The sequence below is a fragment of the Parvibaculum sp. MBR-TMA-1.3b-4.2 genome (assembly GCF_053628815.1).
Genome location: NZ_JBRJHC010000001.1, coordinates 1,431,488 through 1,456,631, shown reverse-complemented (window position 1 = coordinate 1,456,631; position 25,144 = coordinate 1,431,488). Strand labels below are relative to the sequence as shown.

The window sequence follows — 25,144 nt, the reverse complement described above, 5'->3', positions numbered from 1 at the left end:
ACGCCGAGGGCGCTACTTTTCGCGCGCAAGTGCCATCCTGCACTAGTCTTGGCAGATTAGTGCCACCCGCTGCGCATGACTGTGCCGCGGAGCTTACACTCAGCTAATAATTATTTTCAATTAAAGTAGATCGTATCAATTCGGAATCAATTGGGTTCGATCTATGACGGTCTGACGGTCGCTATGACACCTGCCGTCATAGGCTAAGTATATAAAAATAAAAAAGAAAATAGAATTTATGACGGTATGGCGCGATTTCCTGGATACAATACCCTATAATACAAATACAGGGGTAATCCCTTCGGATGCGAAGGGTATGAGAGAGTGTGTTCCTTTATATTATATTTACCGTCATAGATAGATATAAAGTCAATAAAATCAAAGAGATAAGGTATGACGGTAGCTATGACGGTGGTCTGACGGGCGTCACAGTTGGGGCGTGGTCGGTCTGAGGTTGAATTTTTGGCTGTACCTAGCGCTGCGAAATTTTTTTTGTTCCCGCCAATTCCCGCAAGTATCCGTCGACTTCCCTTTGGTTCCCGGAAGGTCCCGGAAGTTCCCGCTGGTTCCCGCTGGTTCCCGCGATTTCCCTCGGTAACCAATTGATTTCAAAATATTTTTAATGATATTTCCCTTCGCTGTGACTTGGTCGATGTCCGCCGAAAACCGATTACTCGGTATGGTTGGTGCTTCAATCGACAAGTAATCGAGTGGAGGGGTTGCGGATGAAAACCGGAACAGAATTTCAGCCTGATATGATCCGCAAGGCGGAGGGGATCGAATATTCTGTCATGCCAGAAACCGGTCTCGATACGTTCCGCTGCAAGCGGCGGAGCGCGACACTTTCCGCCAAAGCTTGCGCTGCGATGTGGGATGCTGCGCAGGATGCTGAGGGTCCGAAGGCCGAGCGCCTCGAAGTCTGCCAGTCTTGTTCTGTTGGGGCTTGTCATGCCGGGCGGGAGCTGATGCCGATCTCCGGGTTTTACAATTCGATGATCTGTCCCCGCTGCAGGCGCGGCGCTACCCGTATCATCCAGGGCACCCGGTGCGTCTCCTGCTACAACCGTGAGCGTGAAATCATTTCCGGGAAGAACGCGAAGGGAACTGCGCCGAGCAAGCTAGGGAAGCTCTTTCCGGTCGAGCTCAATGTTGTCGTGGATGGCGTTAGCACCAGGCATCGACACCCGCTGGCAGTAGATCGGCTGGAACCGATGATCGAAATCCTCAGGCGTACGAAGGGAGAGGTCAGCTTTGACTTCGCGGGTCCGAAAATCGAGTTTCAGTGCGAAGGAGGGGCGTGAAATGGCGCAGCTATACGAACTCACAGACCACCTATGCCGGACTTGTTGCGGGCGCCTTTTAGCCCTGAAGGAGCCCTTGGATGGACACACCGCAGGCAGCCGTTTCCGGTGCTCGAATTGCGGCCTCGAAGGTGAAGGGGCTGTCGAGGAAATTTGCTGCTGCGGTTTTCAGGTCCACGGAACCGGCAAGACCGACATGCGGAACGCGGGTTTCCGTTGCCAAAGAAACCCCGATGTAACCTCTTCAAATCCGTCTGAGATTGTCGTGAAAGCAGCTGCCTTACATGGTGCAGCAGTCAGTGTCGGGGCGGAGTAGAGGAAGCATTTGGAGGGCGCGTCGTCGGGAAGCCAGGTTACTGCCAAGTGCCGGAAGATATTTCCGGAACTGGCAGTGCGGCAGCATACCGGTAATTGGCCAATGTGCTTGAATGGAGGCTTCAGCTCGGGCTTTGAGATCGGTGGCTTTCTCTGCGATTATTGCAGCGCCTCCTGAATTTCGACGCCCCGCACCGCGCCGGGAATAAGGAAGCGCCGATCTTGATTTGGCGAGGGGCATGAAGGGCGCCTTTCTCGGTGTCGAAGCAGCGTAATGGGGGAGTTGCCGTGCGGAGCATATCTGCCTGCAAGTTGAGGGAAGGCTGGCCTCGGATTCGGCCAGTTGTTGCTTGGGGACGCCGTCTTGCAGACGCCTGAACAGCAAGCTAGGGAGCATATTGACAGCCTGCTGACATCGGCCGGTTGGGTGCTGCAGGACCGTGACGAGATGGACCGCAATGCGGCCCTCGGCGTTGCGGTGCGCGAATTCTCGCTTCCCGCCGGGTTCTGCGACTATCTCCTCTTCGTGAAGGGCAAGGCCGCCGGCGTGATCGAGGCCAAGAAATCCGGCGTCACCCTGAGCGGCGTGGCCGAGCAATCCGAAAAATACATGCACAGGCTGCCGGACCATCTGGCCCGATGGGACGATATGCTGGTCTACGACTATGAGAGCACCGGCGACGAGACCTTCTTCCGCAATCTGCGCGATCCCAAGGCGCGCTCCCGTCGGCTCTTTGCGTTCCACCAGCCCGAAACGCTTCTGGAATGGCTCCAGCAGCCGGAGACGCTGCGCGGCCGGCTCGGCCATATGCCGCCGCTGGATACGCGGGGCTTACGCGATTGCCAGGTCGAGGCGATCGAGGGGCTGGAGAAATCGCTCGCCGAAGGCCGGCCCCGCGCGCTGATCCAGCTTGCGACCGGCGCCGGTAAGACCTTCACAGCCTGCTCATTCTCCCACCGCCTCATTCGCGAGGCGGGCGCAAAGCGCATTCTCTTCCTGGTGGACCGCAACAATCTCGGCGATCAGACGTTGCGCGAGTTCCAAGCCTATCAGCCACCGGGCACAGCCAACCGCTTCACTGACACCTATATCGTTCAGCACCTCCATTCCCACCGCATCGATCCGGATGCGAAGGTCGTCATCACCACCATCCAGCGCCTCTATTCCATGCTGCGCGGTCAGGAGCTGCCGGAAGAAGAGGAGGAGGGTTCCGCCTTTGAAAAGTGGCAGGGCGAAGAAGGTGAGATCCCGCCCCTCAACTACAACCCCGATATCCCCATCGAGACCTTCGATTTCATAGTCACCGATGAATGTCACCGCTCGATCTATGGCTTGTGGCGGCAGGTGCTGGAATATTTTGACGCCTTCATCATCGGCCTGACGGCAACGCCCTCCAAACACACGCTGGGCTTCTTCAATCAGAACCTCGTCGCCGAATATCCTTATGAGCGCTCGGTGGCCGATGGCGTCAATGTTGGCTACGAGGTCTACCGCATCCGCACCCGCGTCAGTGAGCAGGGCGGCAAGGTGGGGGTCGATGAAAGCGGCTTCCAGGTGCCGGTTCTCGACAAGCGCACCCGCATCCGCCGTTATGAGGCGCTGGATGCCGATCTGGAATACACCGCGAAGGAGCTCGACCGCTCGGTCGTGAACCCGAACCAGATCCGGACCGTGCTCCAGGCCTATCGCGACCGGGTCTTTACCGAGCTCTTCCCCGACAGGACGGGCGAATGGCTGCCCAAGACGCTCATCTTCGCCAAGGACGACAACCACGCCGAGGAGATCGTCCATGCCGTGCGCGAGGTCTTCGGCGAAGGCAACGACTTCGCGAAGAAGATCACCTACCGCAACACGGGCGAGGACCCCAAATCCCTCATCAAGGCGTTCCGCGTGGACCCCTTCCCGCGCGTCGCCGTCACCGTGGACATGATTGCCACTGGCACGGACATCAAGCCCGTCGAAGTGCTGATCTTCATGCGCGATGTGAAGTCGGAAGGCTATTACGAACAGATGCGCGGGCGTGGCGTCCGCTCCATTCCCGATGCGGATTTGAAGGCCGTCACGCCGGATGCGAAAACCAAGACGCGCTTTGTGTTGATCGATGCGGTCGGCGTCACGGAGTCGAAGAAAAACGCCTCCCAGCCGCTGGAGCGAAAGCGCACGGTGAGTTTCGATGCGCTGCTGGAGCAGATCGCCATGGGCCGGCGCGATGAGGACGCGCTCTCCTCACTCGCCGCCCGCCTTGCCACGCTGGACCGAAAGCTTACGCCGGAGGATCGCGCCCGCATCGTCGAAACCACCGGCGGCAAGGCCCCGCGCGATCTGGCAAACGACCTGCTGGATGCCATAGACCCGGACCGTCAGGAACAGGCGATCAAGGCGCGCCACGGCGCGGCGCCGACGCCCGATCAGGAAAAAGAAGTCATCGAAGAGATGATGGATGAGGCCTGCAAGCCGTTTGACAATCCCGGCACGCGCAACCTGCTGAAGGACATCAAGCAGAAGAGCGACATCGTGATCGACGAAATCACGACGGACGAGCTGACCGGGGCGGAATTTGACGAAAAGCTGGCCGAAAAGACGGTGAAGAGCTTCAAGGATTTCATTTCGGAGAACCGAGACGAGCTGACGGCGCTTCAGATCCTCTACAACCAGCCCATGGGCAAACAACGCCTGACCTATCAGGCGATCAGCGACCTCGTGCAGCGGCTTACGGACCCGCCGCTTTATCTCACGACGGCCAATGTCTGGCAGGCCTACAAGCGGCTCGATGCGGCCCATGTGCGCGGCGCGCCGGTGGACGAGCAGTTGACGGAGGTGGTGAGTCTCGTCCGCTTCGCGCTCGGGCAGACGGAGGTGCTGGAACCTTTCGCCACGGTCGTGGAGCAGCGCTTCAATCTGTGGATGGGGCGGGAAAAGCGCGCAGGCCGGGAATACACGCCCGAGCAGGAAACCTGGCTACGCGCCATCGCATCCTATATAGCGGTGAACGCCGAAATCGCGCCCGCCGATTTTCAGGAGGCCCCGAGCCTCGCCGACAAGGGCGGCATCGTGCAGGCGCGCAAACTCTTCGGGCCGGGATTGAACGACATGCTGGATGATCTGCAAGGGGCGCTGGTGGCGTGATGGACGGAGAGTTGCCATCGGGATGGGTTCGGAACCGGCTCGGAACTTTGGGGGTTTGGTCTGGTGGCGGTACACCTTCAAAAGCCAACAAGGACTTTTGGAAAAATGGAACAATTCCTTGGGTGTCGCCAAAGGATATGAAGTTTGGCCGCGTTCGAACGGCTGAAGATATGATAACTGAGGATGCGGTTACGCAATCCTCTGCTAAGTTTATACCAGCGAACTCGATTTTGATGGTCACGCGATCGGGGATTCTGTCGCATACATTTCCTGTTGCGGTATCGGAGTGCACTGTAACGGTAAACCAAGACCTTAAGACGCTCACGCCGTTGTCAGGCATAGATGTTGATTACGTTGCTTGGTACCTGCGTGCCAGCAATGGTCAAATCTTGAAGGCGTGTGCGAAGCACGGAACTACGGTCGCGAGCATAGATACGGAGCGATTGAAAAACTTCTCAGTTCCAATCGCTCCACTCAAAGAACAGCGCCGCATTGTTGAGAAAATCGAAACACTCTTCACCCGGTTGGATAAGGGCGAAGAGGCGCTGTGCGAGGTGCAGCGCCAGCTTGCGCGCTACCGCCAGTCCGTCCTGAAGGCCGCCGTCACCGGCGAACTGACCGCCGACTGGCGCGCGCAAAACGCGCGCAAGCTCGAACACGGCAAGGACCTCCTCGCCCGCATCCTGCAAACCCGCAGAAGAACATGGGAAGGCCAAGGAAAATACAAGGAGCCGGTGAAGCCAAATGATTCAGAGCTACCTTCTATTCCGAACGGATGGGTTTGGGCTTCTTTGGATATGCTTATAACGGACGGACCTACCAACGGGGTTTCCCCAAAAGAAGCGTGGAAGCATGAGGGAAGTCCGTCGTTTAAATTGACGGCAACAACGTCCGGCAAGTTTGTCATCAATGAGAATACGGTGAAGTGGGTCTCATTGGAGGTCGAAGAAAACGACAAGCGCTGGCTGAAAACCGGTGACGTATTGTTGCAGAGGGGAAATACCATTGAGTACGTCGGAACAGCAGCGGTTTTCCCCGGCCCAGATAATAAGTTCATTTATCCTGATCTGATGATGCGCATACGTTTTTCAGATACTCCCATTGCAGATTGGGCGGTCAGGTGGATCAACTTTGAATATGCTAAGAGGCATTTTCGCCGTTTGGCCACTGGCATTGCAGGCAATATGCCTAAAATAAATGGGACCACGGTGCGTTCGCTGGCGATCCCATTGCCTCCCCATGAAGAGATTGTGCGGCTCTTGGAGGTGGTAAAAGAAGAGGAGGCGCGTTTCGAGTATGTGACTCATTTCTGCGAAACCGAACTCACCCGGTCCGCCGCTCTTCGCCAATCCATCCTGAAAGACGCCTTCGCAGGCCGTCTCGTGCCACAGGATCCGTCCGACGAACCGGCCAGCGAATTGCTAGCCCGCATAAGGGCCGAAAAGGCCGACACCCCGAAAAAAAAGAGCCGCATAAAGATGACCGCATGAGAATGCGAGCGGGTCCAAGCGATCATTTTTTTCATGTGCCAAGCACAGCAGTTGGATATCGATAAACAACCAAGGGGGGAACTATGGTGGAAACGATTAAAGCGGGAGAACGTCAGCTGAATGACGTCTTCTGTGACAAGTATCAGTTTGAAATTCCACCTTATCAGCGTCCGTACGCATGGACGACCTCCGAGGCCGAAACGCTTCTCGACGATCTCTTGGTTGCGAGCGAAGGGGCTGGACCAGTGGCAGAACTGGCACCCTATTTCCTAGGCAGCATCGTCGTCATCAAGCAGGGCGAGAGCCCCAAAGCAGAGGTGATCGACGGCCAGCAGAGACTGACCACGCTGGTCATCATGTTCTCCGTCCTGCGCAGCCTTCTGGAAGACCCTGCACGCAAGAGCGCTGATAGGTTCATATTGCAGCGCGGAGATTTTGCCGCCGGGACGGAAGATACGTTCCGTCTCACTGTTCGTCAGCGGGATAGCGAATTCTTTCGAGACCATATTCAAATGGGCACGCCATACGCTGGCCCTCCCCTTCGGGATTCGCAAGGCAACATGATGGCGAACTACGAAAGGCTGAAAGGACGGTTGGAGAAGGAGTCCGAGGAAAGACGCGGGCGGCTTTTGCAATTCACCGCGCAGCGCTGCTTCCTTGTGGTTGTGGAGGCGTCGGATCGCGCCTCGGCCTATCGTGTGTTTTCCGTGATGAACAATCGAGGACTGGACCTGACGGCAACGGACATTCTCAAGGCCGATGTGGTCGGTGCGATTCCTGAAGATCGCCAGGAGGCCTACAACGAAAAGTGGGAGGATATTGAAGAAGATCTCGGTCGCGAAGCGTTCGGCGATCTTTTTGCGCATATCCGAATGATCCACCAGAAGGCAAAGTCGCGCGCCACACTTGAAGCAGAATTCCGGCAGCACGTGAATCCCACCGTGCGTCCGCAACAGTTCATTGATGATGAGCTCAAGGCAGCGGCGAATGCATATGAGGTCATTCTGAGTCGGACCGTGGACTCCCCTCAATACGGCACGACGATCAACCGGCTTCTCGGTGGCTTGTCATTGCTGGACAATTATGACTGGCAACCCCCGGCTATCAAGTTTATCGCAGATCACCGAAACGACCCGGAAGCCATATACGACTTTCTGAGGCGACTAGACCGCCTAGCCTACTCGCTGTTTATCCGCCGTGAGGATATAAACGCACGGATCAATCGCTATGCGGCAATTCTCCGGGCCATGGAAGATGGCACGGATATCCAGAGCGAGGGCCTGCTCGGCCTATCCGACGCCGCGCAGAAGCAGACCCTGGAGGCGTTGGATGGTCCGATATACGAGGTGAAACGCATCAGCAAGCAGGTACTGCTGCGGCTTGATGAGGCGACTTCGGAAGGGTCTGCGAAATATGATCTTCCCGTCGTCACGATCGAGCATGTGCTGCCGCAGAATCCCAAACAGGATGGGCCTTGGATGGAGTTGTTTCCTGATGAGGAAGAGCGCGCCGAATGGACGCACCGACTTGGCAATCTTGTTCTACTCTCCCGCTACAAGAACGCGTCCGCGAGCAATTGGAGCTTTGAAGAGAAGAAGAACAAATATTTCACCACGACGGGCTCGACTCCCTTCTCCATCACGTCCCAGGTTCTGGCAAAAGAACAATGGACGCCCAGCGTTGTGGCGCAGCGACAGAAAGAATGTATCCAGACGCTTGCCGATCTGTGGGACCTGAAAAATGACCAATGAACAGCTCGTCTCAAAAGTCTGGAATTATGCCCATGTTCTGCGCGACCAGGGCATTTCCTATGGCGACTATATCGAGCAGATCACCTATCTCCTCTTCCTGAAGATGGATCAGGAACGTAAGGACTTTCTGGGCGAAGTCTCCGCCGTGCCGAAAAAATGGAGCTGGGCGGCGCTCGTGGGAAATGACGGTGACGCTCTAGAGCTCCAGTATCGTCGGATGCTCGAAGCACTCGGCAAGGCAGATGGGCTTGTCGGCACCATCTTCCGCAAGGCGCAGAACAAGCTATCCGATCCCGCCAAGCTGAAACGCGTGGTGAGCCTCATTGACAAAGAAGGCCCATGGATTGGCCTCGAAGTCGATGTAAAAGGCGAGATTTATGAAGGTCTGCTGGAGCGCAATGCCTCCGAAGTGAAGTCCGGCGCGGGACAGTACTTCACCCCTCGCCCGGTAATCGAAACCATCGTCAAATGCGTGGACCCCCAAGCTGATGAGACGGTGTGCGATCCGGCCTGCGGCACAGGCGGATTTCTTCTCGCGGCTTATGAGCACATGAAGGGGCAGACGCAGGACAAAAAGAAGCTCAAGAAGCTGCGCCATACTGCCTTTACCGGCTTCGATATCGTGGATGAGGTCGTCCGTCTCTGCGCCATGAACCTCTATCTCCATGGGATAGGCAATGGCGGCAGTCCCGTCATGCAGGCCGATGCGCTGGCGGCCGACAATGGCAAGCGTTTTGATGTGGTGCTGACCAACCCGCCCTTCGGAAAGAAGTCGAGCTACAAAGTGGTCGGCGAAGACGGATCGGTGACGACCGAGCGCGAAAGCTATGAGCGCGAGGACTTCAAGTTCACCACCTCGAACAAGCAGTTCAACTTCCTGCAGCACATCATGACCATCCTGGAGACGAACGGCCGGGCAGGCGTCGTGCTGCCGGACAATGTGCTGTTCGAGGCGGGCCGCGCCGGCGAAGGCATTCGCAAGCGCCTGCTCGAAGGGTTCAATTTCCACACGCTGCTCCGCCTGCCCACTGGCATCTGGTACAGCCCGGGCGTGAAGGCGAACGTGCTCTTCTTCGACAAGCGTCCCGCCTCACGCGACGTGCAGACGAAGGAACTCTGGGTTTACGACTACCGAACCAACATCCACAAGACGCTGAAGACCAAGCGCCTCACGAGCGGCGACTTCGACGACTTCATCCGCTGCTATCGGGAGCGCAAGGAAACCGACCGCTTCCGCCGCTTCACCTATGAGGAGCTGGCCGAGCGCGACAAGCTGAACCTCGACATCTTCTGGCTGAAGGACGACAGCCTTGAAGACATAGACAGCTTGCCCGACCCGGACGTTCTGGCTGCGGAAATCGTTGAAAACTTGGAGTCGGCTCTGGAACAATTTCGAAGCGTCAGCCGCGAACTCACGGGCGATGAAGGGTAGCGGCTATAATTGGTACTGAGGCGGGTCGGGCTCTTCGAACGTACCAAATCAGCTCGGCAATCCACCTTCCGGCGCCTTCATTTCTGTTGTTCTCAGATCGAAGAGCGCGAGGCTTCCGCTTTCCGCGATCCCGCTTTCGTCGACCCAGCGCTTTTCCCCTAGGCGTTGCTCTAGCGAGAATTTCGAGGGCAGACCGATCAGCATTGCGGGCTCTTTAAGAGCTTGTGCGCGTTCTTGATCACGTCTCGCGCTATCTAATTCAGCCGACGTTCTGATTGGGCGTATGCCAAATCGATTAACCACCGCTAGCAGATACTTTGCAGAATGAGGCTTCTTTTCTGACGGAAGCGGCATTAGCAGGTCAGATCGATCTTCATAAACTGGCGAGTCAGAGAAAGGGATATCCGGTTCGTCCGCAGGTGACTCTGCGAGTCCAACATCCGGTATGGTATCCGTAAGCGTGTCATCGTGGATGTCTTCGTCTTTCCAATGTCTTTCCTCTGGGACGGGGCCGTTTGGGGCAACGACGACAACTGCATTTTTCTCTCGTTCAGCAGAGAGTATATCGTCGGCAGACTCATAGCCAAAACCCGACGCAATACTATTGAGCCACGCGCGCGTCATGGCTTCGAAGTGTACCTGCGCTTCTCCATCTGTGAATGGTTGCCCATCGCTCGGCGGATCCCAAAGCACGGTAGTGGGCGTACCCCCACGCTCATCAGTAGCCCACCGAACGGCCGCAACCCATTGGGCAGGATAAATCGTTGTGCCATTCGATGTGGTTTGAACACGGCCGAATTGGGCCTTCCCGCTTCTGACGCAGCTAGGTCCTGAAGCGTTATGAAAGTCATTTGCAGTGAGGCTTCCTTTGGCCTCGCACAAGACAAAATTTGAGTTGCGGCTATCCCATGCCAGCCAATCAGGAATATCGCCACTCTTCGTACGCTTGACTTCAACCGATCCGGAGATTTTTACACCGTTGCGGGCAAGTGATATGAACCGGGAAAAGCCAAGATGCTGTGTCAGCAACGCGCGGGCAAAGAAGCGACCGTAGAGTCCTGAGTATGCACGTCTGATTTCTGCGCTCTCTGCAAAGTCTTCCCTCCATCTTAGAAAGTAGGGATCCCGCACGCTAAGATGCGATTGAAATAGCTTGAGCCAAGCGGGTGCTAGCAGTGAGCCTTGCAGGGTTTCTTCAGCAGCGGCTTGAGCGACGTGCCATAGATTGATAGGAATTCTACCGCCTGTGGTGGTGCCTGCAGCGTCATGTAATCGATGATTGGTCCACCGAGTCGTCATAGTCCCACCTTCGCTTAACATAGAATTTTCTAAGCAGATTTAGAGAATCTATATCGGGGAATTGAGATTCGGAAAGTGGCTACAAGACCGCATTCGAGAAGTGCAGGAACGCACAAATATTTTTCAATGTCGTGCGGGCAATATTTTTTGCGATATCTGGTGGTTGTGTATTCTCGCTTTCAATTCTGATTCAAGCGCTTGGTTCGAAATTTTGATTCCGGCCCCGGTCGTGGTTATGGCCGACAGCGAACACTACAATGCAGTCGGCAGGTGCTTTGGGGGGTGGCGGGACGAAGACGGCGCCTTCTTCCTTGTTGGTATTTAACGGCAGTTATAAGAACCAGCTTGGAGTTGAATAACCTTGAGTTCATTTCGACAGTGCTGTCTTTGAGATCACCCGTGAAGAGGTCAAGGGGCTCATCCAGTAAAAAAACTATCAGAGGCGCACCACCGCGAATGTGTTGAATTGGCAATTCGCTCTCAGTTGAAGGTTTATTTCGCTTTTTCGGTCTAAGGGGTTGTCAGGCGAGATTGCTTCAAAGTAGGCGTCCATAGCCATCCCGAATATCGTCACGCGCATCACACCGGAGATCAGAGGACGATGGCGGGCAGCACTGCTTTTGTGCTCCAACTGCCTTCTGATTCGGATGGTAGAAGCGCGCCCGCCCAACCGGTAGCAGATCCGCGATCCGCTCAGGCAACCGATCGCAGATGCGAACATCCTCTTTATGTAAGCGGACTCAAAGGAGGTCATGTCAGTCGCAGTCAAGACGGTGGGCTGTAAGCGTTTCATGAAGTTCCGGATTTGAATGCCTGGTTAAACAACCATTTCGTCTCGAAAAAATGATCACTATAGTGACGAGGGATTGGGGGGAAGTTTGGTGAAATACACAAATAATCCGCCGGATGCGGCCGCGTTGATGACCTCGGCGCGTAGCTTCGGTAATTACGATCTGCCGAGCGCATTAGCCGACCTGCTGGATAACAGCATAAAGGCAGCCGCCCGGAAGGTTGATATTCTCTGCGTCCGCAACGACGGCGAACCCAGTGTTCGAATTGTCGACGATGGCTATGGAATGACCGAGAGCGAGCTTTGCAGGGCTATGCGTCCGGCCAGCGCCAATCCCGACGATGAACGCGCTACCGATGATCTTGGGCGCTTCGGCTGGGGAATGAAATCTGCCTCTCTTTCACAGTGCCGACACCTGACCGTTCTGACTCGCAAGGGCGGGGTGCTTTCCGGAGCAAGCTGGGATCTCGACGATCTGGCGGACTGGAAGATGGGTATTCTCGAGCCGAGTGAAATCGAGAAGCTTGCGGATTCTAAGCTTCTTGGGCACGACGGAACAGAAATCATCTGGACCAAGTGCGACCGACTATCTGAATTTGGGAAAGTCGGGAGCAGGGAGTTCAATGAGCTGGTAGCGCACGCGAAGTCGGAGCTGGCTCTCACATTTCACCGCTATCTTGCGGGGGACCAAGGCGTCCGAAAGCTAAAAATTTCCTTTAATGGACAGACGCTCGAACCCATTGATCCTTTCCTTCGGAATCATCCGGCAACTCAGGTCAAGCCGGTCGAGCCCTTAGAACTGGAAGGAAAGCGCTTCAACGTTCAGGCTTTCATTCTCCCGCATTTCTCAAAGATTTCGTCGCACGAGCATGAAAAGCTTGGTGGTGTGGAAGGCTTTGTCCGGAATCAGGGCTTCTACATCTACCGCCAGCACCGATTGATCATGCATGGAACTTGGTTTCGACTCGTTCGACATGGCGAACTATCGCAACTGGTCAGGATCGCCGTGAACATTCCCAATAGCCTCGACGCGATCTGGAAGATTACGGTGGATAAGTCTGAGGCACAGCTTCCGTCCGGTCTGAGGTCGCGATTGAGGGAAATCGTAAACGGCTTGAAGGGGCAATCCGGGAAGGTTTTCCAGTCGCGGGGGGGGCGGATCAAGCCGGCGGAAGGTAAGACGCCCGTATGGGCAAAGTACGTCCGTAACGGCGAAGTGCGGTACTACATCAATCGGGAGCACCCGCTAATGGCGGAGATGCTGGAACACGACGACCCCAGTGTCGCTCACTCGTTCGGTGCTGCGCTTGGGATAATAGAAGACAGCTTCCCGGCAGTAAGTATCGGCGAGGATTTCTCCGCCCGACCCGAAATGATGAACCAGAGTGCGCTCGATCGAGATGCGTTCATCGAGCGGCTGGATGCCGCCTTACCTGCTTTGCTGACACGTTCGGAAGGATCATTCGCGAAACTGTGGGAGCTGCTGCAGGCCACCGAGCCATGGGCTGCTCAGGCCGCAGTAGTCGAGGAACATCTGAAAGCAAAGGGATGGTGGGAGAATGTATGACGCAGAGCTGGCTTATTTCCGTTTGAACATCGAAAAAGAGTTTGCGGATCTTTTCGCCAGTGGTGCCGGTCTGCCAGAAGGCACGATCGAGGAGATCGTGCGCGATGGGCCTTTTAACAATCTCGACGAGGATGCGACCTCCTTTATTGTTCGCGAGTTGCAAGCGAGCTTCAGGGTAACCCAGCGTCGCGGCGCAGTAATTTCGAAGGGACACCGTCCGTGGCTCTCGAGAAAGAAGTCAGGCCTGCACTTCTATTACTGGAATCGTCTCAGTAAATACTATCGCGAAACCGGAATCCTCCCCTCAAACGTTGTCGCGACCCTGGATTCCGACACCGACGAGATCCTCGACCGTTGCGGGGATCCGCTCGAGCCTTCGTATCAAGCGGTTCGAGGCATGGTCATGGGTAACGTGCAGATGGGCAAGACGACCAACTACTCGGCTCTTATCTGCAAGGCGGCGGATGCCGGATATCGCGTAATTATTCTTCTAGCCGGTATCACGAATTCTCTGCGCACGCAGACACAGGAACGCCTTGATGAGACCTTCATCGGAAAGATCTCAGTCGCGAATGCCGCCGCGCAGCAATCTTTGCCGATTCAGAGATACGCAGCGGAAAGGCGGATTCCCGCAGTCGGCACGACTAGGGATTCGGACTTCAAGGCCGGCATGGACGGGATTTATTTTGGTCTTACCGGCCATAAGGAACCTATGATCTTTGTGACCAAGAAGAACAAGTCGGTGCTTGAAAGACTCGAGAAGTGGATCGATGAACAGGAGCAGACCGGCGGCTTCGAACTGCCTCTGCTTCTTATTGACGATGAGGCCGACAACGCGTCGATAAATACCGCCAAGGATCCGAAACTCACAACCGCGATTAACGGCATCATCCGACAGATCTTGGCCCGTTTCCCGAGGTCTGCCTATGTCGGATACACTGCCACTCCATTCGCCAATATCTTTATCGATCCGGAATCCCCCGAAGAAATGGAGCATGACGATCTGTTTCCAGGGAATTTTATCAAGGCTCTCGACCCTCCCTCCAACTATGTGGGTTCTCACCGAGTTTTTCGGGAAGGAGGGAATCTCCGGGATGAAATGGTCAATGTCATTGACGATTATCGGACGGCACTGCCTCTAAAGCACAAGAGCGGGGATCTGGTCACAGACCTTCCAGAGTCTCTGAAACATGCAGTCCGTGTATTCTGCCTGACCCGTGCGATCCGTGTGCTACAGGGAAAGGGAAAAGCTCACTGTTCGATGATGATCAACGTGAGCCGTTTCAATGCCATCCAAGGACAGGTGCTGGGACACGTCTACGAATATCTCTCAGAACTTAAGGATGCGGTCTCGGTCCATGGTTCGCTCGACCCTGAAGACATCCGGGACGAGACAATGGATAAAATAAAAACAAGCTTCGAAGAAGAGTATTCGATGGTGGAGTACGAATGGCCGGAAGTACTCTCGAGCCTTAACGAGGGGATCCAAAGCATCGAGGTCCGCACCGTCAATATGAAAGGTGGCGTGCTCGATTACACGCTCAATAAAGAACATGGTCTTCACGTCATCGCGATTGGCGGTCTAGCACTCTCGCGCGGTCTCACACTCGAGGGCCTTACGGTTTCATACCTTCTCAGAAACGTAGCTGCGAGCGACACGCTTATGCAGATGGCGCGATGGTTCGGATATCGTCCCGGATACGAGAATATCTGCAGACTCTATCTCCCAAAAATGTCCCTCGACCATTATGAATATGTTGATGAGGCAACAGAGGAACTGCGCAAAGAAGTGAAGCGTATGAAAGCCGCGAATCGTACGCCCGCTGACTTTGGTCTTAAAGTTCGCCAAAGCCCATTGGCAATCCGCGTTACTGCGGCCAACAAGATGCGGACGGCAGAAAAACTGACGGTTGCGCAGGACTACTCGGCGCGCCACGTCGAGGGGCACGCTCTACCGAACGACAGCAAGATCGCCTTGCGCAATTTCAACGCGGTCTCAGACTTTCTGGAACAATTGGGCAATCCGACGGAAGTCGATCCGGCCTACGTCGTCTGGAAGGCAAATGGCAGAGAAGTACTGGATCTTATCGACAAATTCACATTCGGCGCCCACGTCGATCTCGCCAAAATTTCAGATACTTCGCTTTTCCAAGATTATGTTCAGGACCGCATTTCCGACGAAATGTCCAAGTGGGATGTTGCAATACCTATGCGTCAGAATGGCAGCGGCACTTCCTTTGCCGGTCAGACCGTCCGCATGAGAAGTCGCGACAAGGGCATCGTAAAAGACGGGACCTACAGGGTTTACGGTGCGAGGAGCCGCGTGGCAGATCAACCGGATGCATGGATCGGGCTCAACAGCGATCAAAAACGGATCGCAACGGAGCGGTTTGAGAAAGACGAATATCGAAAGGAGCGTGCCGCATGCAGCGTACGCGAGCGTCCGATGATGCTGGTTCATGTCTTCGAGCCCAGCTTGCGCGACGACGAACAGCATAAGGAACAGTCGGACGACAACCTGAAAGTCGGGAGTCCGGTCGTAACACTTTCCTTCTGCATGCCGGAGACGAGAAAGCCGGCGAGGGAACACACCTACCAGGTCAATTCGGTCTACAGAACGCAGTTGGAACTGCAATATGAGCAGGAGGAGGACGACGACGCCGAAGCGATATCGGGAGATCAGGATGATTGAGGCTTGGAAATCCCTAGCGGTTCCGCCGGAGAGCGGCACAAGGAACGTCCTCATTGCAGACAGCAATCACCCGCTCGACTTTCGTATAGGACGTGACAGCCGGGGACATTATGTCTTCCTTCTAGATGCAGATGAACCCATCGATAGAAGGCCTGTATTACCAAAAGTCATGGGGATAACCATAGACTTAGAGGCCGCGTCGACTGATCAAAAGCGTCTCGTTCTGACCCTGCAGGACGAGGCGGATCTGCAGAACTTTGCGCTCATGTGCACCGGCTTGATGCTGGCGACTAAGTCGATGCCGCGTTCGCGCTCCTCCGATGCCCTTATAAGAACGCTCGAAGAGTTGAACCGCTGGCACGAGATGCTGAAGCGGCGGCGCGAAAATCGTCTGACCCGGAGCGAGAGGATAGGCCTTGTCGGTGAGCTTCTGTTTCTGAGGGACGAGCTCCTACCTCGAATAGGGCTTTTTTCTGCACTGATGGCATGGACAGGACACGAGCGGCATGAACAGGATTTCGTAATAGCTTCGTCGATCTTCGAAGTGAAAACCCAGGTTGTGACAGCCGATCGGATGATCTCGATTTCATCGGAAGACCAGCTGGACCCTGTCCAAGGCAGGGTCCTCATCTGCAACCAAGGCTTAGCCCCTGCTCCCGAAGGGTTGGCCGGGTCGTGTACGCTGAATTCGATTGTAAAGGAACTTACTGTTTTGGCGAAAAAGGCAGGTGGGACGGCGTCCGATCTGCTCGGTATCGGAATGTTGGCGGCGGGGTACGAACCACACCCCGAATATGACGACGAGACCTGGATACTGGTAGACAGGGCGCTCTACGAAATTCGGGATGATTTTCCACGGATCGAGCGAGGAGAACTCAGACCTGGAGTCGAGCAGGTGCGTTATAAGGTTCGTGTCTCCGCCTGTCAGCCTTACAGCGTTGATCTGCAAGCTACCTTCGAGGAGCTGATCGATGGATGAGGTTGAGAAAGCGTTTGAGGATCTGCGCGAAGACGTGATGCTCGAGGCAGAGGCAGGAGGCCTGTTTCAGGAAGAGGCTTTCTTCGAGATCTTTGCGGAAGCCGCCAGCGGGAATGGCGACACGATTGATCTCGAATATGCGCATTGTCGAAAAGAAGGTGGCTCGCGTCCCTATCGAATTGACGGACATGCATTTGACGCGGATCGTGGAACCTTTTATCTGGCGACTTGCGACTATCGCGAAGGTCGCGAGCTTCAGTCCCTTCAGGCAGCTCGGATGGACTCAGCGCTGAAGCAGGCTACAAACTTTTTCGAGAATGCGTTGTCAGCCGATTTCATCAACGCGCTTGAGGACAGCAGCCCGGCATTTTCAGCTGCCTATCCGATCTACAGGAATCAGCAGGCGATCCGTCGACTCCGGGTCATCCTGCTGTCCAATGCCCGTCTGACGGCACGGAAACCTCCGCAGCTGATGGCCGACGTTGCGGGAATGCCGGTGGTTTACTCCGTTCTGGATGTGGCAAGGTACGCCGACATTCAGAAGTCTCGAGCGGCACCCGAAGCCATCGAAGTCGATCTAGAAGAAATTGCCGGAAGGGCACTGCCCTGCCTTCGGGCCTCGACGGCATCTGGTGATTACGAATCCTATCTTCTTGCGCTTCCGGGGAACGTGCTGGCCGATGTCTACGGGCTGTATGGTGCGAGGCTCCTCGAGCAAAATGTGCGAACCTACCTTCAGGCGAGGACGAAGGTGAACAAAGGCATTCTCAAAACGATCCGTGAAGAGCCGGAAATGTTTTTCGCTTACAATAACGGGCTGACTGCGACGGCATCAAGAGTGGAACTCAAAGAGCTTACTAATGATCAGCTCGGCATCTCATCTATTCATGATCTTCAGATCGTGAATGGCGGCCAGACCACCGCCTCGATTCTCTATGCAAAGGATGTGGGGAAGTCGCCACTCGAAAAAGTGCACGTCCAGATGAAGCTCTCGGTCGTCCCCGGAGAATCGGTCGAGAAGGTGGTGCCTCTCATTTCGCGCTACGCGAACACGCAGAACCGGATTTCGGAAGCGGACTTTTTTTCCAATCATCCATTCCATCTGCAGATGGAGCGCTATTCAAGGCTTTTAGCGGCGCCGCCGCAGGACGGCGCGCTTTCCGGCGAGAAATGGTTCTACGAACGGGCCAGAGGCCAATACCGCGACGGTATGGCATATGCGAGTCAAGCCGAAAAACGAAAATACCAGCTGGAGTTCCCAAAAGCGAAGGTCATGGTGAAAACGGACCTCGCAAAATACTTCGTCACGTTCGAGTGTAGACCCGATATTGTGTCGAAGGGCGCTCAAAAGTGCTTCATGTATTTTGCGAACGAGACGGCAAAGTCATGGAAGACGCACCAGGCGGACTACAACGAAACCTGGTTCAGGAATGCCTGCTCGATGGCCCTGCTGTTTAGATGGACCGACAAGATGATCGCGCAATCGGATTGGTATCAGATCGATCGGGGTTTCAAGTCACAGACGGTAACGTACACATTGGCTTGGTTGGCACACCATGTTCGAAATCTCGGACGCGCTTCGCTTAACTGGGACAATATCTGGTCGACTCAGGACGTGCCTGAAGAGCTGCAGGATTTTCTGGAAGAGCTTGCACCGCAGGTGTCTGCGGCAATCAAGGATACCCCGGCTGATGCACGAAACGTTGGCGAGTACTGCAAGATGCAGGCATGTTGGGACGCGATCTCAAAGCGGACTTTCGATGTGGGCACTCTTCCGGAGTACGTCACGCTTAGCTTTGATGACTCGAACGACCTAAAGAAGACCGGGCGCGATACCAAAAAAATCGACAATGAGGTCGAGCTTGATGTCGTGTTACTCTCGATCGTTCCCAAGGCTGACATGGTTCGCGCCAATGCAAATCAGCGGCGCCTACTCTCGGAAAAGTCCAATCGTGCTCTCGAGAAATTGGCGGCCGGCAATCTGGCGCTCACCAAGCCTGAAAAGAATGCGATGAAGCTTCTCATCAATCGATTGGCCGAAGAAGGAACGCCTATAGAATCAATGAGTTAGGCGGCGCTGGCCTGCTCAAGATTGCCCGAAAGTAGCTGCCCTAAAACCACAGCGATCTGCCTTGCGAGAAGTGGCGGAACGGCGTTCCCTACTTGGACGTATTGAGAAGTTCGGTTGCCGAGAAAAATGTAGTCGTCGGGGAAGCTCTGAAGGCGGGCGGCTTCTCTCACCGTCAGGCTTCGGCATTGCGTTGGGTCGGGGTGGATGAAGTAGTGGCCATCTTTGGAAATGTGACTGGTAACTGTTGATGATGGACTGTCCCACACTTGTACCTTGAAGCGGTCGGCGAACTTTCCGGAATTCCAACTTTTATGATCTGGGGCGAGCGCCCCAGGAAAATCCTTCGAAGACGGGGCGCGCCCCTTGAGTTCTGCAAAGGTTGAGCAGAAGGCATAGCGTGCCAGATCCGAGATCATGTGTCCCCTCGTCTCGTGATTCGGTGGACGCACCAGCCGTCCGTCGCGAAGCGCGATCGCGTATTCCGACGGACGCGTGACGCCATAAGTCTGCGAAGTGCGGGTCATTTCCTTTCTGCGCAAGACGGCCTTGTGATGCTGCCATAGCCTTTTGCGAAGACCCGAGCCGTCCGGAGCGGCATCGGCGGCGATGATAAACGCGCCGGCCACCGCTTCTTGCCAGCGCTCAAAACCTTCCTCTTCTCGGCTCAGTCCGCTTCTTAGCTTTGGTAGGTCGCCGATTGCATCTTTGACCGAGACTTCTTCCATTGCTTTTGTGAGACGAATTTTTTCGTCGTCAAGATTTGCGGCGATGTCCTGACGCAATCCGAGAATGATGACCCGGTGTCTTGCCTGAGGCACTCCGTGTTCCTCAGCTCTTAGAACATAACCCGATTTCTCCGGATTGGGCGAAAGAGAGAAGAGACGATAGCTGTCGCGGCCGGCCGCGCTCGCGAGATCGCGCCGAACGAGCTCGAAGATCCTGCCGCCCGACACTGAAGAAGACAGTATCCCTTTCACGTTCTCCATCACGAAAGCCTTAGGACGCAGCTTCTCAAGGATGCGGATGTACTCCCGGAATAGGAAGTGTCTGCTGTCTTTCTCGGCACTGTAATCGGCTATACCTGCGTTTCTCGACCTGCCGGCAAGCGAGTAGGCCTGACAGGGAGGCCCCCCGATCACCACAAAATTGTCGGCGTCATCCTCAAGCAGTTCATCCAAGTGTCTGTCGAGCTTTTCGTTATCGATCGGCTTGCCAAGTTCGAGCATAGCGGTTTCCACTTCCGCTTGCTTCCACGAGACGGAATGACGTCGTCTGACCTCTTCCAGTGGAATTTCGCCGTTGGCAAAATCGAAGTAGTCCTGTCGTCCCTTTGAATCGAGGTTGCGATAGAAACTTCTCAATCTGAGGGTAGCAAACGCCCCCGGGTCCATCTCGACAGAAAGGTCAATCTTGAACTCTGCAGGGCCGACCGACGTCGAGAAGCCTTCGGCGAGGCCACCGGGGCCCGCGAAGAGATCAATGGTACGAAAAACCTGATTTGATTTCATGGCGATTTTATACGAGGTCTGTGCAAGACGACCAAGGCAGAAACGGCGAACATCGTGTCAAAGGAAGTCAGATCAAGAATGATGGCGAGGCTTCGTTCCTGCAATACTAAATCCGAACTTCTTTTCAGGAAATATATCCGTGCGGATACCTTCCCCGGTTCCATCAGGAAAGGACTGGATATTCGTTGTAATTCCTACTTATCTCTCCCAAACAAGTGATGGCTTCGGCCCCAGTCTTGACCATCGGTCTGTAGTGATTTGCCGAAATCAACATGTCGGCGGCGCGTCTGGAATGTTCACGCAGATCCAATGATGTGCACTACCTTGCCTGGAGCGATCCTTCGAAATGTCGTAACATTATCAAATGTGTCTACCCATCTGAAGGCTTCCGCTGGTAGCTGTAGGTTCGATGGGTTGTGTGTCGCCCAGTATTATCAAATCGGCAAAGTGGTGCCGCAATATCTTACTTGGCAGACTGCATGGTTTGTCGCTGAGGTTTTGGACGTAATCTCGGACAGGAGAAAATGGCCGACCGGATATCTGTCGAGCGCCGAAGCTGGAACATGTCTCGCATTAGAGGTAAGCATACCAAGCCGGAGCGATTGCTACGGAGCCTGCTTCATCGAGAGGGGTTCCGGTTTCGCCTTCACGGAGCTGATCTGCCAGGCAAGCCGGACATCATCTTTCCGAAATACCGGACAGTCATTTTTGTCCATGGTTGCTTCTGGCACCGTCACAATGCGTGCTCTAGAGCGACAACTCCAAAGACTCGAGTGGACTTCTGGCAAAACAAGTTTCAGCGTACCGTGGCGCGAGATCGACAGAAACAGTGGGAGCTTGAACAGGCCGGCTGGACGGTCCTGACGGTCTGGGAATGCGAACTGAATGACGATCCCTCGGGTGTAGTAGAGCGGGTCAGAGAGCGGCTGCTTCGCGGACTTGCATGAGCTTGATCACCCGACAGTATCTCTGACGGTATCTTCGCCCCTAAGCGATCCACTTGTTAAATAAAATCAGCAGGTTATCAGAAATGTTCGATTCCGCCCCTGGGCACCATAGCCCCCACATAGACGAACATGGCTGTCCACTTGGGCACGAGGTGAATGTTTTCTCAGGTTGTGCTTGGGTTTTCTTGACCTGGACCCCGTGAACCTCCCAAATGCGCCAAAGGGCAACGGGACAGCTCCTTGCGCCATGTATCTCCCAAATTTAGTGCTGAGTGCTGAATCGCTCGAGGGAAATTGCACGGATCTACTTCTCGACTCCAGTTTGATCAGTTGCCGCGCTGGAAGCGTACCTATCCTGTCTTCGCCAAGCTTCTATTGTAGATGGCTGCTTCTCCAGATGGGCGATTTGCTTTGCCGAAAAGAGGCGTACGGAGAAGCCGGAACCGCTTCGGTTCGAGTGCCGCTTACCTGCCAGGGTCAGTCGGCCGTCTCTTGTCCAGAGGCGGCGCTCCTTCGGAGTGATGTTGAGTATGCGTTCGACCTAGCGGGGGATATAGGGGCATCGAAAGTGCGCGAGACTCGGTTGCGAAGCGAGCTGATTGCCTGCTGGATGCGTCTCTTGTCGGTGAATGGAAGCTCGAATGCCGGAATTTCCATCTGCTCTGTTTGTTCGCCACCAAGACGCTGCACGGTTTGAGTAAACATCCGTGTCGCGACATTCATCCGGTAAGGTCGAGCGGCAGTCGTCGGGTGGATCCAGGGACACGCGGAGATTGTCGGCAGCAAACTCGACATGGATGTAGCCGCCTGATTTCTCAATCTGTAAAGAGTCCTGTTCGCGATCTGTCTGCCGGGTAGGTTTGTTCTTTGGTGGACTGTCTTTGTGCACATGCACGAAAGCATAATCTCGGCAATTCAAGGTGTCAGACCGTAGCGATTGTGTTCCACTCGAATGTCGGTTCTGATACTCGGCACCGGCTCGGATCGCAAATTTCGTCAATTCAAAACTCGCGATCGATGAACTTTTCAGCGATCGCGAGCGCCTGACAGGTTGGATTGACTTAACTGCGGGCGCTGAATAGCTTCGCCTTCCGTCGATGAGCGGGGAAGCCGGTGTAATTCCGGCGCGGTCGCGCCACTGTAATCGGAATGTCTTTTGTTCCGTAGCCAGACCCTCGTTCATTCTGCCTGACTTTCCTTCAACGGGACGCGTAATCCCAGGGAGAATGAGAATGCCCGACACCTCCTATGTTTCCGCCCGCCGGTCCCCATTCCGGTGCTCGAGTTTTTGCCTTGGGCTGTTTTTGCTGGCCATCTATTTCGTGGGCGCTGAAGAGGGGGCAACCTCTCTCATCAAGGGCATGTATGTGCATGACGGCCGCCACTCGCTCAGCTTTCCCTGTCATTGAGGGAGGCAGACATGGTTGGTTACCTTCTCTGGCGCGGCATGCTTCGTGATGAGTGACGGTATGGCGACGAATGATTGGCTGAGTGCGCCCACCCGGTCGCCGGACCTGAAGGCCCGGCAGGCCGCGGCGTCGCGGCAGCTTCAGCTGACAAAGCCACCCGGCTCGCTCGGGCGGCTGGAAGAGGCGGCGATTTCCCTTGCCGCCATGCAGGGGCGCGAATGCCCCGCAATCTGTGCGCCTCATGTTGTCGTGTTTGCGGGCGATCACGGCATCGTCGAGGAAGGCGTATCCGCCTTCCCCGCGGAAGTGACCGGTCAGATGATCCTCAATTTCGTGTCGGGTGGTGCTGCGATTTCCGTGCTGGCGCGCGAGCAGGGCGCCGTGCTGTCGGTCGTCGATGCGGGGTCCCGAGCCGATGAGCTGCCGGAGGCGGTTGTTATCGACAAGAAAGCGAGGGGCACGGCCAACTTCCGGAACCAGCCAGCGATGAGCGATGAGGAATTGGCACATGACCTTGCCGCCGGGCAGCGGGCGGTTCGGCGCGCGGCGGAAGAGGGCGCAGATCTGCTGATCTTCGGCGAAATGGGGATCGGCAATACCAGTTCCGCCGCGGCGGTTGCGTCTGTGTTGACGGGGCGTTCTGTTTCGGAAATCTGCGGCCCGGGGACCGGTTTGACAGAGGACGGAGTTGCCCACAAGGCGCGGGTGCTGTCGGACGCGCTGAAACATCATGGGCTGACGGATGGCGGTGATCCTCTCGATATTTTGATGCGTGTCGGCGGGCACGAGATCGCGGCATTGACCGGGGCCTTCGTAACCGCGGCGCAGGCCGGCATTCCCGTATTGGTCGACGGGTTCATCTGTTCCGCTGCAGCGCTTACAGCCTGCCGGGTAAATCCCGGTGTGGCGAACTGGCTCCTCTTCGCTCACGCATCCGCGGAACCGGGGCACCGGATTCTGTTGGACGAGATGAACGCATCCCCGTTTCTCGATCTCGGCATGCGATTGGGCGAGGGGAGCGGCGCGGCGGCGGCCCTCCCGCTGTTGCGTCTGGCATGCGCCCTTCACGCGGGCATGGCGACTTTCGAAAGCGCGGGCGTTTCGGAAAAGGCTTCGGAAGAGGACGGGGCATGAAGCTCTCCGTGCTCCGGCATGGCGAAACGGAGATGCAGGGGCGCTTTTGCGGCCGCTCCGATCCGCCCTTGATGGAGAGCGGATGGACGGCAATGCGCGAGCGCTGCGGCGGACGTCGTTGGGATCGTGTTGTTTCATCGCCTCTTCGCCGCTGCGCCGATTTTGCCAGTTTCTTTGCGCAAGACTGTGCGCTTGAAACCGGCTTGAGCGAACTCGATTTCGGCCGATGGGAAGGACGCAGCAGCAAGGATCTCTGGAAAGAGAGCGAATCCGCTCTCTCCCTGTTCTGGCAGGATCCGGACCGCTTTCCACCGCCGGAAGGAGAGCGCTGGAGCGATTTCACGGCGCGGGTCGATGGCGCGATACGCGGCGTCCTATTCGGCGGCGCTGCTTCCGCATTGCTCATCACCCACGCAGGCGTCATGCGCGCCATGCTGGAACTCTATGTCGGCATCCCGCTCGCGGCGGCCTGGAACATTGCCCTGCCGCCGGCCTCGATGCTTGAGTTCGAGTTCTTCCGAGACGAAACGTTTGGAGTATGGCGCGCTGGCCTGACGGGGCTCAGCGGATGAAGATGGACAGGCACTACAGCGGCGCCATCCTTGCCTTTCAGTTCCTGACGCGGCTACCTATGCCGCGAACGGAGCACTTTTCGTCCACCGATCTTTCCCGTTCCTCGCTCTATTTTCCGCTTGTCGGCCTGGTGCTTGGGGTCATGCTTGCGGTCATCCTCATGCTGGGTGCTGGCCTCGACCCGTGGGCGGGCGCGGTGCTGGCGCTTCTTTTCTGGGTGTGGGTGACAGGCGGGCTTCATCTCGACGGGTTGGGCGATCTTGTAGATGCGCTGGGTGCTGCGCACGGCGATCCGACGCGTTTCCATGCCGTCCTGAAGGATCCGCATGTCGGCTCCTTTGCTGCCATCGCATTGGCGATGCAGCTCATGACGAAGCTCGTCTTCCTCATGCTCCTGACGAGGGAGGGGGGCGGCTGGTTGCTTGTGCCGCTTCTCGCCTGGGCCCGTTTCGGCCCTCTTCTCTGGTCGGCAACACTGCCCGTTCTCAGGCCGCCGGGAGCGGAAGGAGCAGGTATGGGCGAGCGGTTCGGTTGGGAAATCGACAAGCTCGCCATAATCGTCATGGCAATCCTGCTTGTGCTTCCCGTAATCGTCGCGCCGGTGCTTCTGGCTGCTCCGCTTGCCTGCGGGGCCTGGTGGCTCTTTCTCAAATACCGTCTTGGCGGGCAGACAGGCGACTGCCTCGGCGCAGGCGTCGAGATGGTAGAAAGCAGCGCGCTCGCCGTCATGGTTCTGCTGATCCTCATGGGAGTGTAAGC

15 protein-coding genes and 1 riboswitch are annotated in these 25,144 nt (G+C 55.9%); of the genes, 13 read left to right on the top strand and 2 right to left on the bottom strand.

From position 1 onward, the window contains the following. The first annotated feature begins 725 nt into the window (after window positions 1-725). The 5 genes from ACSSVQ_RS06985 to ACSSVQ_RS06965 all read left to right on the top strand — a co-directional run bounded on the left by ACSSVQ_RS06985 (window position 726) and on the right by ACSSVQ_RS06965 (window position 9,416). Complete coding sequence (locus ACSSVQ_RS06985) at window positions 726-1,301, top strand: hypothetical protein (RefSeq protein WP_454181797.1); 576 nt, start codon at window positions 726-728, stop codon at window positions 1,299-1,301. A 679-nt stretch (window positions 1,302-1,980) separates the two neighbouring features. Continuing rightward, complete coding sequence (locus ACSSVQ_RS06980; RefSeq protein ID WP_454181795.1) at window positions 1,981-4,743, top strand: type I restriction endonuclease subunit R; 2,763 nt, start codon at window positions 1,981-1,983, stop codon at window positions 4,741-4,743. After that, the gene (locus ACSSVQ_RS06975) at window positions 4,743-6,233 is read left to right on the top strand and encodes a restriction endonuclease subunit S (protein ID WP_454181793.1); all 1,491 of its coding nucleotides are present in this window, start codon (window positions 4,743-4,745) and stop codon (window positions 6,231-6,233) included. Before ACSSVQ_RS06980 ends, ACSSVQ_RS06975 begins: the two co-directional genes overlap by 1 nt. Window positions 6,234-6,316: 83 nt before the next feature. After that, entirely contained in the window at window positions 6,317-7,984 is a 1,668-nt protein-coding gene (locus ACSSVQ_RS06970; protein ID WP_454181791.1) for a DUF262 domain-containing protein, read from the top strand. After that, a complete protein-coding gene (locus ACSSVQ_RS06965; protein WP_454181789.1) occupies window positions 7,974-9,416 on the top strand; it encodes an N-6 DNA methylase in 1,443 nt (480 codons plus the stop codon). Before ACSSVQ_RS06970 ends, ACSSVQ_RS06965 begins: the two co-directional genes overlap by 11 nt. A gap of 48 nt (window positions 9,417-9,464) precedes the next feature. On the opposite strand, the gene ACSSVQ_RS06960 is transcribed toward ACSSVQ_RS06965, so the two are convergent. Next, window positions 9,465-10,715, bottom strand: coding sequence for a hypothetical protein (locus ACSSVQ_RS06960; protein WP_454181787.1), 1,251 nt, complete (start codon window positions 10,713-10,715; stop codon window positions 9,465-9,467). A gap of 881 nt (window positions 10,716-11,596) precedes the next feature. On the opposite strand from ACSSVQ_RS06960, the gene ACSSVQ_RS06955 reads away from it, so the two are divergent. The 4 genes from ACSSVQ_RS06955 to ACSSVQ_RS06940 are packed head-to-tail and all read left to right on the top strand — an operon-like array spanning window position 11,597 to window position 18,814. Further along, the gene (locus ACSSVQ_RS06955; protein WP_454181785.1) at window positions 11,597-13,072 is read left to right on the top strand and encodes an ATP-binding protein; all 1,476 of its coding nucleotides are present in this window, start codon (window positions 11,597-11,599) and stop codon (window positions 13,070-13,072) included. Beyond that, the gene (locus ACSSVQ_RS06950; protein ID WP_454181783.1) at window positions 13,065-15,764 is read left to right on the top strand and encodes a Z1 domain-containing protein; all 2,700 of its coding nucleotides are present in this window, start codon (window positions 13,065-13,067) and stop codon (window positions 15,762-15,764) included. Before ACSSVQ_RS06955 ends, ACSSVQ_RS06950 begins: the two co-directional genes overlap by 8 nt. Next, window positions 15,757-16,743, top strand: coding sequence for a PD-(D/E)XK motif protein (locus ACSSVQ_RS06945; protein WP_454181781.1), 987 nt, complete (start codon window positions 15,757-15,759; stop codon window positions 16,741-16,743). Before ACSSVQ_RS06950 ends, ACSSVQ_RS06945 begins: the two co-directional genes overlap by 8 nt. After that, window positions 16,736-18,814, top strand: a complete 2,079-nt coding sequence (locus ACSSVQ_RS06940) for an AIPR family protein (protein WP_454181779.1) — start codon at window positions 16,736-16,738, stop codon at window positions 18,812-18,814. The genes ACSSVQ_RS06945 and ACSSVQ_RS06940 overlap by 8 nt, the downstream gene beginning before the upstream one ends. Here the strand turns inward: ACSSVQ_RS06940 and ACSSVQ_RS06935 are convergent. Next, window positions 18,811-20,322 (bottom strand): DNA cytosine methyltransferase, encoded by a 1,512-nt coding sequence (locus tag ACSSVQ_RS06935; RefSeq protein WP_454181777.1) that lies wholly within the window; start codon window positions 20,320-20,322, stop codon window positions 18,811-18,813. The two genes, ACSSVQ_RS06940 and ACSSVQ_RS06935, sit on opposite strands and share 4 nt — an antisense overlap. A gap of 524 nt (window positions 20,323-20,846) precedes the next feature. Here ACSSVQ_RS06935 and ACSSVQ_RS06930 point away from each other — a divergent pair. The 4 genes from ACSSVQ_RS06930 to ACSSVQ_RS06915 all read left to right on the top strand — a co-directional run bounded on the left by ACSSVQ_RS06930 (window position 20,847) and on the right by ACSSVQ_RS06915 (window position 25,142). Then, complete coding sequence (locus tag ACSSVQ_RS06930; RefSeq protein WP_454181775.1) at window positions 20,847-21,269, top strand: very short patch repair endonuclease; 423 nt, start codon at window positions 20,847-20,849, stop codon at window positions 21,267-21,269. Between the two features lie 1,063 nt (window positions 21,270-22,332). Beyond that, window positions 22,333-22,466, top strand: a riboswitch (cobalamin riboswitch). A 272-nt stretch (window positions 22,467-22,738) separates the two neighbouring features. Then, a complete protein-coding gene (gene cobT / locus ACSSVQ_RS06925; protein ID WP_454181773.1) occupies window positions 22,739-23,812 on the top strand; it encodes a nicotinate-nucleotide--dimethylbenzimidazole phosphoribosyltransferase in 1,074 nt (357 codons plus the stop codon). Beyond that, window positions 23,734-24,384, top strand: coding sequence for a histidine phosphatase family protein (locus ACSSVQ_RS06920; protein WP_454181771.1), 651 nt, complete (start codon window positions 23,734-23,736; stop codon window positions 24,382-24,384). Before cobT ends, ACSSVQ_RS06920 begins: the two co-directional genes overlap by 79 nt. Then, window positions 24,351-25,142 (top strand): adenosylcobinamide-GDP ribazoletransferase, encoded by a 792-nt coding sequence (locus ACSSVQ_RS06915; protein WP_454181769.1) that lies wholly within the window; start codon window positions 24,351-24,353, stop codon window positions 25,140-25,142. Before ACSSVQ_RS06920 ends, ACSSVQ_RS06915 begins: the two co-directional genes overlap by 34 nt. Window positions 25,143-25,144: the final 2 nt, after the last annotated feature.

What these genes read in the sequence shown, in the direction of transcription:
- ACSSVQ_RS06985 (WP_454181797.1), top strand. Translation starts at nt 726, where the DNA reads ATGAAAACCGGAACAGAATTTCAGCCTGATATGATCCGCAAGGCGGAG.
- ACSSVQ_RS06975 (WP_454181793.1), top strand. Translation starts at nt 4,743, where the DNA reads ATGGACGGAGAGTTGCCATCGGGATGGGTTCGGAACCGGCTCGGAACT.
- ACSSVQ_RS06970 (WP_454181791.1), top strand. Translation starts at nt 6,317, where the DNA reads ATGGTGGAAACGATTAAAGCGGGAGAACGTCAGCTGAATGACGTCTTC.
- ACSSVQ_RS06965 (WP_454181789.1), top strand. Translation starts at nt 7,974, where the DNA reads ATGACCAATGAACAGCTCGTCTCAAAAGTCTGGAATTATGCCCATGTT.
- ACSSVQ_RS06960 (WP_454181787.1), bottom strand. Translation starts at nt 10,715, where the DNA reads ATGACGACTCGGTGGACCAATCATCGATTACATGACGCTGCAGGCACC.
- ACSSVQ_RS06950 (WP_454181783.1), top strand. Translation starts at nt 13,065, where the DNA reads ATGTATGACGCAGAGCTGGCTTATTTCCGTTTGAACATCGAAAAAGAG.
- ACSSVQ_RS06945 (WP_454181781.1), top strand. Translation starts at nt 15,757, where the DNA reads ATGATTGAGGCTTGGAAATCCCTAGCGGTTCCGCCGGAGAGCGGCACA.
- ACSSVQ_RS06940 (WP_454181779.1), top strand. Translation starts at nt 16,736, where the DNA reads ATGGATGAGGTTGAGAAAGCGTTTGAGGATCTGCGCGAAGACGTGATG.
- ACSSVQ_RS06935 (WP_454181777.1), bottom strand. Translation starts at nt 20,322, where the DNA reads ATGAAATCAAATCAGGTTTTTCGTACCATTGATCTCTTCGCGGGCCCC.
- ACSSVQ_RS06930 (WP_454181775.1), top strand. Translation starts at nt 20,847, where the DNA reads ATGGCCGACCGGATATCTGTCGAGCGCCGAAGCTGGAACATGTCTCGC.
- cobT (WP_454181773.1), top strand. Translation starts at nt 22,739, where the DNA reads ATGGCGACGAATGATTGGCTGAGTGCGCCCACCCGGTCGCCGGACCTG.
- ACSSVQ_RS06920 (WP_454181771.1), top strand. Translation starts at nt 23,734, where the DNA reads ATGCGCCCTTCACGCGGGCATGGCGACTTTCGAAAGCGCGGGCGTTTC.
- ACSSVQ_RS06915 (WP_454181769.1), top strand. Translation starts at nt 24,351, where the DNA reads ATGGCGCGCTGGCCTGACGGGGCTCAGCGGATGAAGATGGACAGGCAC.